The 15618-nt window shown below is 67.2% G+C and carries 12 protein-coding genes; 6 read left to right on the plus strand and 6 right to left on the minus strand.

Annotated elements, in window-relative coordinates:
• The first annotated feature begins 143 nt into the window (after positions 1-143).
• Genes OZ403_RS01680 through ileS form a run of 6 tightly spaced genes read left to right on the plus strand, consistent with a single transcriptional unit; the run spans position 144 to position 7578 of the window.
• The gene (locus OZ403_RS01680; protein WP_237077943.1) at positions 144-926 is read left to right on the plus strand and encodes a TadE/TadG family type IV pilus assembly protein; all 783 of its coding nucleotides are present in this window, start codon (positions 144-146) and stop codon (positions 924-926) included.
• On the plus strand, positions 923-2566 hold the full coding sequence (locus tag OZ403_RS01685) for a TadE/TadG family type IV pilus assembly protein (protein WP_174259169.1): 1644 nt from the start codon (positions 923-925) through the stop codon (positions 2564-2566). Before OZ403_RS01680 ends, OZ403_RS01685 begins: the two co-directional genes overlap by 4 nt.
• Positions 2563-3585, plus strand: a complete 1023-nt coding sequence (locus OZ403_RS01690; protein WP_237077944.1) for a pilus assembly protein — start codon at positions 2563-2565, stop codon at positions 3583-3585. Before OZ403_RS01685 ends, OZ403_RS01690 begins: the two co-directional genes overlap by 4 nt.
• A 1-nt stretch (position 3586) precedes the next feature.
• Positions 3587-3910, plus strand: coding sequence for a hypothetical protein (locus tag OZ403_RS01695; protein ID WP_140786791.1), 324 nt, complete (start codon positions 3587-3589; stop codon positions 3908-3910).
• Between the two features lie 42 nt (positions 3911-3952).
• A complete protein-coding gene (locus OZ403_RS01700; protein WP_140786792.1) occupies positions 3953-4642 on the plus strand; it encodes a hypothetical protein in 690 nt (229 codons plus the stop codon).
• A 35-nt stretch (positions 4643-4677) separates the two neighbouring features.
• Positions 4678-7578: an isoleucine--tRNA ligase gene (gene ileS / locus OZ403_RS01705; protein ID WP_268783307.1), complete on the plus strand. Its 2901-nt coding sequence runs from the start codon at positions 4678-4680 to the stop codon at positions 7576-7578.
• A 71-nt stretch (positions 7579-7649) separates the two neighbouring features.
• On the opposite strand, the gene OZ403_RS01710 is transcribed toward ileS, so the two are convergent.
• From OZ403_RS01710 to OZ403_RS01735, 6 genes are read right to left on the minus strand one after another with little or no spacing between them, the layout of a single operon-like run.
• Positions 7650-8297 carry a pilus assembly FimT family protein gene (locus OZ403_RS01710; RefSeq protein WP_268783308.1) on the minus strand — a complete coding sequence of 216 codons (648 nt, stop codon included), beginning with the start codon at positions 8295-8297 and terminating at the stop codon, positions 7650-7652.
• A 2-nt stretch (positions 8298-8299) separates the two neighbouring features.
• The gene (locus OZ403_RS01715; RefSeq protein WP_268783309.1) at positions 8300-9541 is read right to left on the minus strand and encodes a PilW family protein; all 1242 of its coding nucleotides are present in this window, start codon (positions 9539-9541) and stop codon (positions 8300-8302) included.
• Entirely contained in the window at positions 9538-10062 is a 525-nt protein-coding gene (locus tag OZ403_RS01720; protein WP_268784844.1) for a type IV pilus modification PilV family protein, read from the minus strand. Before OZ403_RS01720 ends, OZ403_RS01715 begins: the two co-directional genes overlap by 4 nt.
• A gap of 5 nt (positions 10063-10067) precedes the next feature.
• On the minus strand, positions 10068-14318 hold the full coding sequence (locus OZ403_RS01725) for a DUF4114 domain-containing protein (RefSeq protein ID WP_268783310.1): 4251 nt from the start codon (positions 14316-14318) through the stop codon (positions 10068-10070).
• Entirely contained in the window at positions 14318-14791 is a 474-nt protein-coding gene (locus OZ403_RS01730; protein WP_140873043.1) for a c-type cytochrome, read from the minus strand. The genes OZ403_RS01725 and OZ403_RS01730 overlap by 1 nt, the downstream gene beginning before the upstream one ends.
• On the minus strand, positions 14788-15513 hold the full coding sequence (locus OZ403_RS01735) for a type II secretion system protein (RefSeq protein ID WP_174259170.1): 726 nt from the start codon (positions 15511-15513) through the stop codon (positions 14788-14790). Before OZ403_RS01735 ends, OZ403_RS01730 begins: the two co-directional genes overlap by 4 nt.
• Positions 15514-15618 lie beyond the last annotated feature (105 nt).

Below are 15618 nucleotides of genomic sequence, written 5' to 3' on the forward strand. Positions count from 1 at the left end.
CGGTGGATGCTGTAACTTGGTTGTTTCACGCCAGAAAAACGCGTTTGTCGCAGAGCCGTGTTCTCCTGTTCGCGATGCAAGGAACGCCCCGTCAAGTTGACGTATGTCCGATCGCGGCTGAATCCCCGGAACATACGTTCGCCATGAATTCTCAGCGTCCGAGCCGTGGAAGGCAGTCCGGCCAGGCGATGGTGGAGGCGGCTTTGTCGCTTCCGCTCGTCGTGTTCCTGGTCTTGGGCACGCTTCAGCTGTTCCTGATGCTGCAGGCGCGCGTGCTCGCGCAGTACGCGGCCTTCCGCGCGACGCGCGCGGGCAGCGTGGCCCATGGCGAGTGCGAGCGGATGAGCCACGCGGCCATCCTCGCCTTGTTGCCTTCGTTCCACTCCTTCATCGGCATGCGCACGCCGGAGGTCGGCGGCGAGCACGGTGGTGGCGTGGGCGCACCCGAGCGGCTGGCCATGGCCTTCGCGCCGCGCCGGGACAACCGGTACCAGGCCGGGCTGGACGGCGTGCACACCGGCAGCATCGTGTGGATCAACCGCGGCCTGGCGGGCGGCGGCGTGGAGAGCCCGCAGGACCGTGGCTTCGACGACCCGGGGCACCTGCGGCGCCTGGAGGTGCGGCTCATCTATTGGTACCCGATGCGCATCCCCTTCGCGAACTGGGTGATGTCCCGGATGTTCCTCGCGCAGCTTGGCATCCAGGACTACACGGCTGCCAATCCGCTGGTGCTGGCCGAGCGCAACGCCAACTGGGGCGCGGGTGAGTTCACCAGCACCTACGCGTTGGCGGCGGACGTGCGCGACGAGCTGGCCAGCCGCGTGGGCCGCCGTGAGTACGTGTTCCCCATCGAAACCAGTTTCACCATGCGGATGATGACGCCCGTCAAGGCGCGTCACTTCGCCTCCATGGACTGTCCCCGATGAATCGTTCTCATTCCCGTGGCCAGACGATGGTGCTGTTCGCTCTCGGCACGTTGCTCATGGTGCTGATGGTGACGCTGACGCTGTCCTTCACCATGAAGGTGCGCGAGCGCATCGAAGCCCAGACGGTGGCGGACGCGGCGGCCTTCTCGAACGCGGTGGCCACCGCGCGCACCTTCAACAACATCGCCGTCATCAACCGCGTGCAGATCGCGCACGCGGTGGCCCAGGCGGGCGCCGCCAGTCTGGTGAGCTGGGCCAGCCTCTACCGCGCGCAGCTCAACGCCGCTCGCGGGGGCTACAGTGACTGGGAGTGGCCGTATCAGCTGAACGTCATCACCGGCTGCCCCTGCGCCTGGAAGAGCGCGTCGTGCGCGCGGCGCTGCCGCTGCGGCAGTAAGGGGCTGCGCGACCTGGGCAATCTGCAGCGGAAGCTGCGCATGGAGGACCAGCGGGTCAACGCCGTCTTCCAGGCGTATGAGCCGCTGTTCGCGCTCCAGATGCGCGGGCACCAGCTGGCGCAGAACGCGCTGTACCTCGCCCAGCAGCAGAACTACCAGGAGCTGAAGGACGCGGTGGACTCGCAGCGGTTCACCAACCAGATTCTCTCCAACATCAACCCAGGCGCGAACGCCACCGATGCCGCGTGGCAGGTGCCGCCCATCGGCGGCGTCAACAAGGACGAACTCACGGGCGGACTGGCCTGCACGCAGGGCGGCGCGGTGTGCGACGTCCCGGCGACGGTGCAGCACGCGGTGAATGCCGCCATGGGCAGCCGCGGCTTCCACTTCGTCACGTGGCGGCAGGACCTGGACTACGTCGCGCACCTGGCCAACCTGGCCTGGGTCATCAACCCGCCGGACATGGTGCTGGTGGAGGTGGCGACGCAGGGCACGACGCACTTCGGCAAGAAGGGGCGGCAGATGCCGATGATCATGCCCTTCGCGCCCGCCATCACCGCCGAGGACGAGGGCAGCATCCTCTATCTCTACAACCACATGGCCAACGGCGGCGGCGCGCCGTGCCCCGCGGCCGTGGGTGGCACGGAGGGCGTCGAGGCGAGCCTCGTGTCCTCCGGTGGCGCGATGCCCACGCCCGAGCACCGCTGGACGGGCGGCAGCGACCCCAGTCCCTACATGCGGCACATGCTGATGCCTTGCATGAACCCGGTGTCGAGCTGCCCGGGCATCTGGCCACTGTTCCTGGACTACAACCTCACCCAGTTGCTGGACGGCGGCGACAACAACTACGGCCAGCCCAAGAACTTCGCGGTCGTGCAGCGCAACCTGCGCACGCGTGAGCTGGACCCGTGGGACTACTCGTTCCGCTACCGCTTCGAGCGCGGCAGCACCGGCACGCAGTTCGACAACCGCAGCTTCCAGATGGCGGATGGGACGGCCAACGACGTCCAGACGGCCATGGCCACGGGCATCGCGTACTTCCACCGGGGCCACAGCGTGGCGTTCCACCACTGGAGCGAGCCGCCCAACCTGCTCAATCCATTCTGGCGGGCCACGCTGGTGGCAGCGGACACGGACGAGTCCGGTCTGGATGACGCCGCGAACACGCTGGACCTCAGCGCGCCCGCCGCGGCCCGCACGCTGCGGGCCCTTCGCTCCGTGGGCTACAGGGGAATCCAATGATGAAGAAGACCCTTCGCTCCAGGCATGCCCGGGGCCAGTCGCTGGTCGAAGCGGCCCTTGGCGTCACGCTCTTCGTCACCATCGTCACCTTCGGCATCCATTTCGCCGAGGTGGGCTTCCTGTCCTTGAAGGTGCAGGAGGCCGCCATCTCCGCGCTCTGGGATGGCACGCATGGGCAGATGCACCACATCCCCGTGAACTACGACCCCGCGGGCAGCTCCATGCGGGACGCCGCGAATGACGCCCAGGCGCGCTACGCGGACTTCAACGGACTGTCCTCCACGACGGGCGCGGGCATCACCCAGGCGCTCACCACCGGCAGCAACATGGCGGTGGATTGTGAGATGGGCGTGGGCGTGGACTGGGGCGGCACGGCCGTCACCCGGGCGACCTATCGCGACAACGGCGGCACCGCGTGCCGCGCCTCCGCCACCCTGGCCGCGTGGCGCTTCCCCCGCTCGTTCCTGGACCAGGGCGAGGCCGGCCTCTACAAGAAGCGAAATATGGAGGATTCGCTCGCCAGCCTGCAGGTCTGCGCGGTGGGGCGTCCGGTGGGCGGCCGCTGCACGGGCAGCTACTCCATGCTCATCGACGACTGGGGCCTGGCCGGCCAGTTGGAGGCCGCCACCTGCAACATCATCATGCAGGACCAGCTCCTGCCCTGCACCAACGCGCCGTACCATGCCGCGGTGTTCAGCATCTACACGCCCACGGTGCTCGCCATCCCCGGGGCGGCCAGCATGCTGGCCGAGCAGACGCTCTTCTGGAACCCGCTGCCGCCCACGGCCCTGGCCATGGTGGGCCTGGGCATGAAGGAGCGGACGATGTGGATCAGCGCCGCAGGCGAGGACGTCATCAACTTCAATCAGTTCCCCACCTTGATGGACCCCATCAACATGGGCGTCTGGGGAACGTCTCCGGGTTCGGCGCTGGGTGGCATCACCACGCTGCCGTACGCGGCGGCCCACCTGCAGCGCTTCAGCAAGGGCGCGTGCTTCCTTGGAAAGGACTGCGACTGACATGATTCGCTTCTCTGGATGGATTCAGCTGGCCCTGGTGTCGGCGGTGTTGTCGTCTCCCGCGGCGCTGGCCGGGCGGACCGAGTGTGAGGCGGACTGTGGTGGCAAGGCCGGGTCGACGCTGGCCGAGTGCACGTCCCGGTGTCCGAACGGGGGCCGGGATGCCGCGTGTGCCTCGCGCTGCACGAAGAAGTTCCAGGAGCAGTTCGCGGCGTGTTCGAAGCGCTGCCCCCCACGGGACAACATCGAGTCGCCTCGCAAGACGGGCTCGCGCCCGCAGCCCCAGGAGTTCGATGTCCCGGCCGAGGACGCGGTCGTCGAGTAGCCAACCGGCCGGTGAGGGGCGGCCATCTTCGTGGAGTGACGGATGAAGCAGGTGCTGCAGGGACTCCTCGCGGGAGTGCTGGTGCTGGTGGCCATGGAGGCTCGCGCCCAGCGCCTGCCGTTCACCTGGGACGTGCCCAAGGTGGTGGCGGTGGTGGACGTGCCGGGCACCGTCATGGCGGAGGGCGTCCCCGTGCGGATGTCCGCCGTGCTCAGCGCGGAGAAGCCAGAGGTCATCGGGCAGCACCTGGTGTCGCGCTTCCAGGCCTGGGAGCTCCATGTCCCCAAGCCGTCGCTCCAGCCGCAGCTGCTGCGCGAGACGATGATTACCGCGCTCGATACCAAGCAGTTCATCTCCTACACGGCCATCCTTCAGGCCAACCCGGACGGCACCACCACGGTGTTCATGGGCGAGGCGAACCTGGCGCAGGGACGGCAGCAGCCGCAGTCCTCCGTGGCGCCGGTGTTTCCAGGGGCCGCGGACTCGATGAAGGCGGAGACGGAGTCGGCGCGCACCCTCACGTATTCCGTCAACGCCAAGCAGGCGGAGGTGGAGGCCTTCTACCGGACCGAGCTGGGCAACGCGGGCTTCCGTGAGGAAGAGCCGCGCCTGTTCCGCTCGCCGAACGAGGAAATCAAACTGTCGTTCTCTCCCACGAAGGAGGGCCGGCTGGCGGTGGTGGTGGTGCGCCGGACCGTTGCCCAGGAGCCCGCGAGTCCCACCGCGGATTGAAGCCCTCTGGGGAGCGTGTTACGGCCGCTGTCGACATGAGCGACACGCCCCCGAAGGACAAGGACTTCAAGGATTCGGTCAACCTGCCGCGCACGGATTTCCCCATGAAGGGGAACCTGGCGCAGCTTGAGCCGCGCATGCTCGGCTGGTGGGCGGAGCGAGGGATTTGGGGGAAGATTCTGGAGCAGAACGCGGACGCGGAGCCCTTCGTCCTGCCCGACGGTCCGCCCTACGCCAACGGCCACCTGCACGCGGGCCACGCGCTCAACAAGGTCCTCAAGGACATCGTGGTGAAGTACCGGAACATGTCCGGCCGCCGGTGTGACTTCATCCCCGGCTGGGACACACACGGGCTTCCGATTGAGCAGGCCGTCGAGAAGCGGCTGAAGGACAAGAAAATCGACAAGCGCACGCTGGCTCGCGACGCCTTCCTGGAGGCATGCCGCGCCTATGCGCTGGAGTTCGTCGACATCCAGAGGGCTGAGTTCCAGCGCTTGGGCGTGTTCGGCTCGTGGGAGCAGCCGTACAAGACGCTCGACTTCACCTACGAGGCGCAGGAGATCCGCGAGCTGGCCGCCTTCGCGAAGCGCGGCATGCTCTACCGCCGCAAGAAGCCCGTGTACTGGTGCCTGTATGACCAGACGGCGTTGGCGGAGGCGGAGGTGGAGTACGAGAACCACACCTCGCCTTCCGTGTACGTGGCCTTCCAGGCCGGCGCGGAGCTGGCCGAGCGCGTGCCTTCGCTGAAGGGCAAGGACGTGGCCTTCGTCATCTGGACGACCACGCCGTGGACGCTGCCGTCCAACCTGGCCGTCGCCGTCAACCCGGAGTTCGAGTACGTCTTCTACCAGCTGGGCGCGCGCGTCATCTGCGTGGCCCGGGAGCTGCTACCCAAGGTGCTGGCGGAGGTGAAGGCGGATGAGCTGGCGGTGAAGCACGTGGAGCTGCCCGGCGGTGAAGTCTCCGCGGCGGCGCTGGTGGACCCGTCGCGCATCCTGGCGTACGCGCGCGGCGAGGAGCTGGAGCACCTGACGTACCAGCACCCGTTCTATCAGCGCCGGGGCCGCGTCATCCTGGGCGAGCACGTGACGCTGGATGCCGGTACGGGCCTGGTGCACACCGCGCCGGGGCACGGCCAGGAGGACTACGAGGTCGGCCTGCAGTACGGGCTGGACATCTACAACCCCGTTCGTCCGGATGGCCGCTACGACGACACGGTGGGGCCGGCGCTGGAAGGCCGGCGCGTGTTCGAGGCGAACCCCGTCGTCATCCAGTTGCTGGTGGAGAAGGGCGCGCTGCTCAACGGCGCCACGGATACGGTGGCGCACACGTATCCGCACTGCTGGCGCTGCCGCAATCCCGTCATCCTGAGCGCGACGTACCAGTGGTTCATCCCCATGGACGCGCCGTTCCACGGGACGCAGACGTTCCGGCAGGTGGTGCTGGAGCAGGTGGACAAGGTGCAGTGGGTGCCCTCGTGGGGGCACAGCCGCATCCGCGGCATGCTGGAGACGCGGCCGGACTGGACCATCAGCCGGCAGCGGACGTGGGGCGTGCCCATCTGCATCGCCTACTGCGAGGGCTGCGAGGAAGCCGTGGTGTCGCCCGAGTTGATGGAGCGGGTGGCCGCGGCGGTGGAGAAGGAAGGCGTGGGCGTGTGGTACCGCACGCCGGTGAAGGACTTCCTGGGCGCGGACTTCCATTGCCCTCGCTGCGGCAAGGGTGAGTTCCGCCGCGAGACGGACATCCTCGACGTGTGGTTCGACTCGGCGTGCATGTTCTCCGCGGTGCTGGAGAAGCGGCAGCGGATTCCGGCGGACCTCTTCCTGGAGGGCAGCGACCAGCACCGCGGTTGGTTCCATTCGTCCATGCTGGTGGCGGTGGGCACGCGCGACATGTCGCCGTACAAGGCCTGCCTCACGCACGGCTTCGTGGTGGACGGCCAGGGCGAGAAGATGTCCAAGAGCCGCGGCAACGTGGTGGCGCCGGACAAGGTCATCCAGCAGTACGGCGCGGAGGTGCTGCGCCTGTGGGTGGCGGCCAGCGACTACCGCAATGACGTGCGCCTGTCGGACCAGATTCTGAAGGGCCTGTCGGAAGGCTACCGGAAGATTCGGAACACCATCCGCTACGCGCTGAGCAACCTCTACGACTTCGACCCGGCGAAGCACGCAGTGCCGGAGGCGGAGCTGCTGCCGCTGGACCGCTGGGCGCTGGGGCGGCTGGCGGAGGTGGTGGCGCGGGTGCGCAAGGCGTACGAGGACTACGAGTTCCACCTCGTCTACGCGACGGTGGTGGACTTCGTCGCCGGTGACTTGTCGGCGGTGTACTTCGACATCCTCAAGGACCGGCTCTACACGTGGCGCGCGGACGGGCAGCCCCGGCGCGGCGCGCAGACGGTGCTGTACGAGGTGGCCTCGGTGCTGCTGCGCCTCCTGGCGCCGGTGATGAGCTTCACGGCGGAGGAAGCGTGGCAGACGCTGCCGGGCAAGCCGGCGGAGAGCGTCTTCCTGGGCGGCTTCCCGGTGGTGTCCGCGAAGTTGGACCCGGCGCTGGCCGAGCGCTACGCGAAGCTCTTCGTGGTGCGCGGCGCGGTGCAGGGCGTGCTGGAAGCGGCGCGGCGGGACAAGCGCATCGGCTCATCGCTGGAGGCGCGGGTGGTGCTGACGGCGGAGGGCGCGGCGCGCGACTTCCTCCAGGCGAACCAGGCCGAGCTGCCGGGCCTCTTCATCACCAGCCAGGTGGAACTTGGGGACGTGAAGGGGGACGCGGCGCAGACGTTGGAAGTGGCACAGGCCTTCGGCGAAGGCGTCCGCGTCACGGCCGAGGTGCTCCCAGCGCACGGCGAGAAGTGCCCGCGCTGCTGGACGTATTCGGAAGCGGTGGGGCAGGGCGGCGACGTCTGCCTCAAGTGCCGCGAGGCCCTGGCGGCGTAGTGGGCCGCCTTCGAGGAGCCCTCCCCGGCGGGTGTGTCCGGGGAAGGGTCCTCTTCAGGTGCCGGCAATGCTCAGTTCACGCACTCGACGACCTGGTTCTGGGTCGATGCGTGAGGGTTGCAGTCCAGCACGTTGGCGAGGCCCGTCCGTGGCTCCACCTGGATGAGGCTGCGCGCGCGGCCCGAGGTGAAGTCGAAGCGGAGGTTGCCCGGGGCAGCGGCGTCCAACGCGGGCAGGTCATCGAGAAAGTCTCGCATGCAGGTCAGGTCGCCGGGGCGCACGGGGCGGCCGGAGCCGGGCATGTAGCAGAGCCCGTGAATCGCGGACGCGTTCATGGAGACGGGAATGACGATGTCCTGACCCACCTCGCTGCAACAGTCCGGATTGGCGCGACAGGTGGTGTTCTCACAGCCGTTCGCGGGGCAGCTCGCGTTGTCCCATTCATTGTCGCACCGGAGCTGTTCCCACCGGGCCACCGTGCGCAAGGTTTCATCGCCGCGAGGCACGTTCTCCTCCACGACGATGCGCACGGGCTGGTTGGTGGAGATGGCGCGCTGCCGGGCGCGGAGCGTGGAGGCCCACAGCTCGCGCGTGGCTTCATTCTCGCGTTGACGGTTGACGGGCGTCTGGATGCCCATCAGCGCCGCGGCGAGCAGGATGGAGGCGATGGCCACCGTGACCATCATCTCCAGCAATGTGATTCCGCGTGTGTGCCTCATGCTCAATTTTCCGTCAGGCGGGGCTGCAGGCTGCCTGCCGCGAAGTTCCGGAGCGTCACCCGGAAGGTGAAGGTGCGTCGCTTGAAGCCGTCAATCGGGAATTCTTCCGCGTCCAGGCGGATGGGCTCATCCGGGTTGAAGGCCTCGCGGTCCGGCCGCGGCGTGCGGACGACCAGGGTGACCTCCACCTCGCGGATGCGTTGCCTCAAGCGGAGGCGCAATTCATCGTTCGTTGTGGGCGCGCCAGGCTCCGATGGATGCACTTCGATGGGACAATTGTCGATGGTGCATGCATCCAAGGGAAAGGGCCGACCGTTCAGTGCATCCGGGAACCAGCGCATGCCGCCGAACGGCTCTGCGATGGCCGCGACACCCAGCCGCACCTTGAGGCGCTCGACATCCCGACTCAAGACCACCCAGTTCGCCGCGCTCGGGCCCAGGTACTCCAGCGTCGGAGTTCCACTGGCCCAGTTCACCCGGTAGGTCGCGCTCTGGGCCTGCATGATGCGCCAGGTATCCTCACGGGGATCATCGACGTTCCATCTCGAGTCAGCCGGCTCCACACAGGGACCGTTGTTTGTATTGTCCGTGCCGAATCCTGGCTCAGCCGTGATGACGTTGCTGCCCGTGTCCACATTGGTGACGCGCACATGGCACGCGATGTCCTTGTTGGGATTGACGACGAAGGCGGGAACCCACGGGGAGGTCGTGGGCTGGAGCCTTGTGGACGGGTTCATGGACGTGCAGAAGCCCTGAACACCGGAACGCGCGGTGCCCGTCGCCGGAGGAGGAGGGCCACCGCACGGCGCCATCGTGACCATGCCGCGTGTGTCCCCCCAGTGAAGCTGCAGCACGTCCGACACGGATTCTTCAAGTGGGCCCGCGGGAGGGAGCGCGAAGCCCGGATCCTCGGGAAAGGGGCGAGTTGCGTCCGCCGCCGCCAGGTCCGGCTCGGTCCACACCTGGATCGCCGTCTGCACACGCATGTCGTGGAACGTGATGCGGCTGTTCCCCATGCCCGCGCCGGCGCGTTGAAGGTCAGCGGCAATCAACTCCTTCACCGTGCGCCCGGTGACCTGGGCCATCATCGTCTGTTCCTCGAAGTGAGCACGGCGCTGCATCTGCATGGCGGCCACCAGGCCCGCTCCAAGCACGATGAGGCCAATGGCGCTCGCAATCATCACCTCGAGCAACGTGAAGCCGCGGCGGGCCCTGCGCTGAATCCGCATGGAATAACGCTTCACGGAGCCACCCTCGTCTGAAGCATCACCACCTGACGGTCGCTGCGCTCCTGTTCCTGCCAGCTCACCACGACGCGCACGTGGGCGACGTTCCCCCGGGAGTCGGGAGTCCCTGGGACCAGGTCTCGGGTGAGGTCCGCTGGAACGACGGAGCCTGGCTCGATGGTGGTGACTTGCGAGGGGAGGTCCACATCCACGACGACCTGGTACGCGCGCGCGATGACCTCCGGGTTCGCGGGCGCCACGCGGCTCAGCTCCCCCGCGCTCGTCTGGAAGACGGTGAAGGTCTCATCCAGGCCCACCAGATTGAGGCACGGCGGGTCCAGTGAGCAGCCCAGCATGGTGATGTTCTCCAGGGCCTGCTCGGCGATGAGCTGCGCCTGCGTCGCGCTGAGGCTGCGGCGGTTGGAGTAGCTGGTCTGGGTCACGACCAGCATCGCCGCGCCGATGCCCAGCAGCAGGATGGCCATGGTGGCCAGCACCTCCAGGAGCGTGATGCCCCGGGAGTGCTGGCGCCGCTTCATGGAATTCACTGCTGAATCCTCCCGTCCGGGCTGGGGGCGTAGATGAGCACCTTCGAGCGTGCCGCCCCGCCAGCGATGGAGCCGGTGTTGTAGGTTCCATCGCCCAACACGTCGACGTCGCCCTGGGCCTTGGGAATGAAGATGTGCCCGTCATGCACCACGGGCGCATTCACCGCATGCCCGCCGAGCGACGCGCTGGTCATGGCGGGCGGGTTGTTGCCATCCGGAAGCAGTCCGGACTCGTAGTAGCGGCCACTCTCGGTCTCGCTCAGGTTGCAGATGTCCGCCGCGGCGCCCACGGCGGTGGTCGCATAGACCTTGTCTGCCGCCAGGGCCACGCCACCCCACACCGCCTGGCCCGGGTCCAGTTTCTGCACCCACAGGGGCTCCAGCAGTTCGCACGCCTCCCGGCCGGTGGGGTCGGAATCCTCGAAGGCCAGCAGATGGTAGCGGTAGCTGTCCTTGTTCGGCGGACCATCGGAGAACTCGTCCGGGTTGTCTCCCGTGCCGAAGTAGAAGCGCACCACGGGGCTGCCCCCGTTGCGGAGGACGTTCACACCCAGGTTGGAGTGAATCTGCTGGTAGATGGGGTCCTGTCCCGTCGCGGCGTCCGGGTGGCTCGCCAGCGTGTACGGCGCACTGGCAATCCTGCAGGTCTTCACCTTGCGACCCAGCGGTCCACCGGTACTCACCTGGTCCAGATTGATGCGGTAGACGCTGCCCGCCGTGGTGGGCACGTACATGACGTCGTAGTTACCATCGCGGTCGATGTCCACCAGTGCGGTCTCCGCGGCAATGCCGGAGCCCCGGTCCAGGGTGATGATGCCGGCCCTGGCTCCGCCGGGCGACGCGCCGAAGTTGAGCGGCTGCCCCGTCTTCAGGTCGATGAGATAGAGCGCACCGGCGTGCGTCGGCGACGCCGGAACGTAATCCGTGCCCACGATGGCGGCCCACTTCCCCTCTGCCTCCGAGCCCCACTTCAGGCGGCCAATCGAGGGCGCATGGCTCGAGCCAGAGTTGTCCGGGATTTCGACGCTGGGGTCGGCCAGCTTCGCCGTGGAGAACGCGTGGTCGATGCTGGTGTCGCGGAGGTTGAACTCCCAGAGCGGCAGGGGGTACCAGGCGTCATTGGGGTTGGTGATGTCGAGCGCGACGACGGCGGGGCTGTTCTTTCCGGACGCGCTGACGAGCACCGTCTTGGCGCCCTCCGTCTTTGACGCGGAGGTCATGGGCTTCCACTCGAACTCCCCATTGATGCCGAAGTCCACGTTGGCGAGGCTGGGTGAGGCATCCATCGCGGGCCTGGCCAGGTTGCCCGAGCCATTGAAGCGCACGTAGAGGTTGCGATAGCGCTCCAGCAGCATGCGCGGCATGTACGTGAAGCGATCAGCGCCTGAGCCATAGTTCCGCTGATTGATGCTGCCTGTGGCCGCACACGTTCCGGTGGTGTCGAAGTAGCCGCGTACCTGGGGCGAATTCGGAAGGCACTCGTCGTGGGTGGAGTTGCGGAACGCGCCCGCATCGAAGGCGTGCAGGTACCCGTTCATGGTGCCGACGTAGGCCACCGTCGGCCGTTCGGCCAGCGGCTCCATGAAGTTGCGGCGGTACAGGTCCATCTCTCCCGCGCGAGCGTTCAGGGCCCAGTTGTTGAGGTACGGCGGCACGCTGATGGCGACGGTGGACATGTTGATGCCACCCAACGCCCAGGGCCGACGGTGGCTGCCGTTGAGGCGGTTCTCCCAGCCATACAGCCACTCCCTGAAGAAGTTGCGATCGTTGGCGGGGCCCGCCACGTGTTTATCGGGAGCGGTGATGGAGGGCGTGCCGCACTTGCCGTCGTTGTTGAGGTCGTACAGGTACCGGCCGTTTCGCTCCAGGTCGCAGAGCGCGTCCGGGAAGAGCGGGCTGGTGCTGCTCGTGTCTGTCATCAGGTCGGAGATCGTGCTGCGGTTGCCCGACTCGTTCATCGTGAAGAGCTTTCGATCGAGCGGGTCGGAGCCGCTTCCGCTTGTGCCAAAGGACAGCGCCATCACCCGGCCCGCGTCCCAGCGTTCCCTCTCGCCAGCGGTGCCGCTGACGGGGTTCTCCGGGTCATAGAGCGTGCGGAAGTGGAGTCGCCCGCGGACCGTGAAGTCCTTGTTGCCGTCATAGGCCCGGACCCCCGGCGCCGGCATGCCGTTGCCTGGCCAGGTGCCGGCCCGGCCCCAGGCGCTGCCCGGTGTCTCGTTCACGCCCCAGACGATGGCGTTACCCACCGTGGACGGGGAGGCGCGCGAGTAGCTGCCGGCACGGACGGCCTGATAGCCCACCTCGACGTCATCGATGATGGGGCGGCACAGCTCGTTGGGGCTGGTGATGTCCACCTTCCAGCAGAGCTGGGAGCCCGTGAAGCCCATGGACATGATGTCCAGCTCCACCTCCTGGGTGGGCGGCGTCGTCTCGGGGAAGACCACCGGGAACCAGGTGGGCTGCTCCGGGTTGGGGACGCACTCCATCGCGCCCGTGTCCGGATTGGGCTCACAGATACGGCAGTCCACCGCCAGCGAATAGGTGATGGTGGGCGCGGGGCCATCCTCCGGCGTGCAGGCGCCCGCGACATCCTCGGAGAAGCAGGGCGCTCCACCGGTGCATGTGCGCGGGTGGGGCGCGAAGTCGTCCTGGCGCTTGAAGCGCACCTTGGTGATGACGAAGTCGTTGGCGATGTCTGGCGAGAGGTCGCCGGACACCGTGGCCGAGCGCGTGCTACCGCCGTTCTGCTTGTTGACGACGAACACCACGTCGTTGAAGTCGCGGTCACCACCGCCGGGGATGTCCTCGAAGCCCAGAATCCAGCGGAAGGGGTCCGTGGTGGGGGCGCCCACGATGACGTGAGGCATGGGGTTGCGCACGCCCGGGGGACGGGGAATCGTCACCTTCTCCATGGGCATCACGAGGTTGCCGTAGAGTTCGTCGTTCGCCAGGCGGTACAGCGTGGTGCCCCACTCGTCGATGGGACCGTCCAGCCAGCCGCAGTAGTACTCGTTGGTGCCCTGGACCCGGCAGGCCTGCGCGGGCGTGCTGGCGGGGTTGTCCCGGTTGCAGCCCTCCAGATACTGGCACCCGATGTTGCGCTCGGCGACAACCGAGCCGCCCTCGGGGTTCTGGTCCATGTTCCAAGCGGACTTGGAGAAGAAGACGTTGATGGACGTGCGCAGGTGCAGCGCGCACCGGCCATCCGGGTCCTGCTTCAGGCAGGGGAAGACATAGCCTTCGCGGGGGCCATGGTTGCTCTGGTAATAGACGGCGATGAAGAAGATGACTTCCTTGCCACCTTCAATCATTCCCATGTCCACGGTTCGGTCATAGGCCGTGATGCCAGTGTCCGGATTGGTGGCGCGCGGCAGGCCTCGCGGGTCATACGCGGAGACGTCGTAGTCCGGGATGCCTTCTGAGAAGTCGCCTTCATCCTTCACGGGCGCCAGGTCCCGGTAGGTGGCGTAGCCGTCGTCATCGTCGGCGAGCAGGAACACCATTCGCCCCAATCCCATGTTGCCGTTGGCCACCGAGGGGGGCTCCAAGAGGTTGGGCAGGTGGGGGAAGAGTCCTCCATCAGAGAAGCTGAGATCGGTGATGGTACCCGAGGCGAAGTCGCCAATCTGGTCTGTCCGATTCCATTCGCCGCCGAGGCCGGGCCGGGCATCCGCCAGGTTGATGTTCTCCTGGAACGTGTTGCCGCAACCCGCGTTCATCGCCAGCTCAGGCTGGTTGTACGTCTCTCCGTCCGAGGTGAAGTTTCGCGTACAGCGGCGGGCACCGCCGATATAGGGGCGGGACTTGGCGCCGCTCCGGGGCGCGAGGTTGAACAGGTCCTCGTGCAGATCCAGGATGCCGTTGTTGTTGGTGTCGAGCAGGTTGCCGTTGGCATCGACGTACCCGCGCTCTCGCAGGTCGTCCATGTAGACATAGCCGAGCGAGTGCGAGGCACCGGCGGACTCGTACACGTAGCTGATGGTGACGTTCTGGTCGAACGGGAAGAAGATGTGCTCGGAGTTCAGCGCCGTGCGGTTCGTGTTGAGCTGGAGCCGGGCTGGATTGTCCTCGGTGATGAGCATGGTCGACGCCTGGATCTCCAGGTTCTCATCACTGAACTCCGGCTGTTTGTTCTGGTCGAGCTGGTCTTCGCACAACTTGGCCGGGGTTTCCGAGGCCGCCTGGGCATAGGCGACCGGCGCGGCCAGCAATGCGAACGCAGCGAGCGTCTGGATAAGGGTGCGCATCACTTCTTCCCCTGGGAACGGCGGGACGAGTCATTGGCCTTGCGTTGCTTCTGCGCACGGCTCGCGGCGAGGTCTTCCTTGAGCTGCTGACGCAGCAGCTCCTCACGCGAAGGCGGAGTCGGATGGATGCTGACCGCCAGGTAGTTGATGAGCAGGTCCCGGTCGGCCGCGGGCAGCAGGCGCGTGTCGCAGGTCGTCTTGGGGTTGAGCTGGGTGGGGCCCGCGATCCACGTGCGAAGTTGCTCGGGGGTGCGCTGAGGAACGAGGGGACCCAAATCAATGTTTCGGCCGCGTTTCTTGATGGGGGCGGGCTTCTTCGCGGCGGTCGCGTTCTTGCCGCTGCTGCCCTGGGCCTGAGGCGTGATGACGTGGCAGCGGGCACAGGCCTTGTCGAAGGCCAGCTTGCCTTCATTCGCGGCGCCAACGGCCAGGCCAGGCACCAGCAAGAGCGATAACAGGGAAAGTCTTTTCATGGGGTGCCGGATTGGAGCGTCGTGACCCTGTCACGGGTGGTGGGCGAACTGCCCCCGCTGTTGTAGGTGTTGTCGGAGCCGCCCCCCGTCATCTCGGTGCCGGGGCTGGTGACGGCAGGCGCGTTCTCGTTGGCGATGAGTGTCTGGATGACCGCCCGCGTGGGACGGCTGCCCTCGGGGCCCACCACCTCGCCCACGGCGATGAGCCAGACCTGCCCGTTGAGGTCCGTCAGCCCGTCGGGGGCGCCGTTGTCGTCTTCGTCATCGCGAACGAACACGCGGTAGCGCACGTTCTGCTGAAGAGGGAAGGCCGCATAGGCCTCGCCGCCAGGACTCTGTCGCTCCCCAGGGGCAAGGTCCGCGGCATTGATGGCCAGCGAGTTCCACGTGCCAGGGCCGCCGGGGCCTGGGAGGACCTCCAGGTATGGCCGGGCTCCGCCGTTCAGGCCTGGCTCGTTGACCTGCACCATGCTGGTGAGGGCGTCGTTGTACATCTGATTCCTCCCCAGCCGGATGCGCATCGCCTCGCGCCCCTCGGCCAGTCCCGCCTCCGCCGCGAAGTACGCCTCCTTGTAGCGGCGGCCGTCACCCTGGACTTCCGCCTCGCGGCTCACCACGCCGTAGCTGAGGAGCACCGCGAGGGTGACCATCGTGACGACGCCCATGGCGAGCAGCAGCGTGAAGCCACCTTGCCGCCGTCGGGCTGTGGGACGTTGCACCATGTCGCGGGACTCCCTTGGACTCTGGCCCTTGAGGGCGATGCCAGTGTTCGTCACTAGGCAAATGCCGTGCCTGAGCGGCGGCACTGTAACTGGCCGGAACTCGTG

The organism is Myxococcus sp. NMCA1, assembly GCF_026810205.1.
GTDB classification, from domain to species: domain Bacteria; phylum Myxococcota; class Myxococcia; order Myxococcales; family Myxococcaceae; genus Myxococcus; species Myxococcus xanthus_A.

Excerpts from the sequence above, each read along its gene's own strand:
- OZ403_RS01725 (WP_268783310.1), bottom strand. The coding sequence starts at position 14,318 with ATGCGCACCCTTATCCAGACGCTCGCTGCGTTCGCATTGCTGGCCGCG.
- ileS (WP_268783307.1), top strand. The coding sequence starts at position 4,678 with ATGAGCGACACGCCCCCGAAGGACAAGGACTTCAAGGATTCGGTCAAC.
- OZ403_RS01710 (WP_268783308.1), bottom strand. The coding sequence starts at position 8,297 with ATGAGGCACACACGCGGAATCACATTGCTGGAGATGATGGTCACGGTG.
- OZ403_RS01735 (WP_174259170.1), bottom strand. The coding sequence starts at position 15,513 with ATGGTGCAACGTCCCACAGCCCGACGGCGGCAAGGTGGCTTCACGCTG.
- OZ403_RS01730 (WP_140873043.1), bottom strand. The coding sequence starts at position 14,791 with ATGAAAAGACTTTCCCTGTTATCGCTCTTGCTGGTGCCTGGCCTGGCC.
- OZ403_RS01680 (WP_237077943.1), top strand. The coding sequence starts at position 144 with ATGAATTCTCAGCGTCCGAGCCGTGGAAGGCAGTCCGGCCAGGCGATG.
- OZ403_RS01685 (WP_174259169.1), top strand. The coding sequence starts at position 923 with ATGAATCGTTCTCATTCCCGTGGCCAGACGATGGTGCTGTTCGCTCTC.
- OZ403_RS01700 (WP_140786792.1), top strand. The coding sequence starts at position 3,953 with ATGAAGCAGGTGCTGCAGGGACTCCTCGCGGGAGTGCTGGTGCTGGTG.
- OZ403_RS01720 (WP_268784844.1), bottom strand. The coding sequence starts at position 10,062 with ATGAAGCGGCGCCAGCACTCCCGGGGCATCACGCTCCTGGAGGTGCTG.
- OZ403_RS01690 (WP_237077944.1), top strand. The coding sequence starts at position 2,563 with ATGATGAAGAAGACCCTTCGCTCCAGGCATGCCCGGGGCCAGTCGCTG.
- OZ403_RS01695 (WP_140786791.1), top strand. The coding sequence starts at position 3,587 with ATGATTCGCTTCTCTGGATGGATTCAGCTGGCCCTGGTGTCGGCGGTG.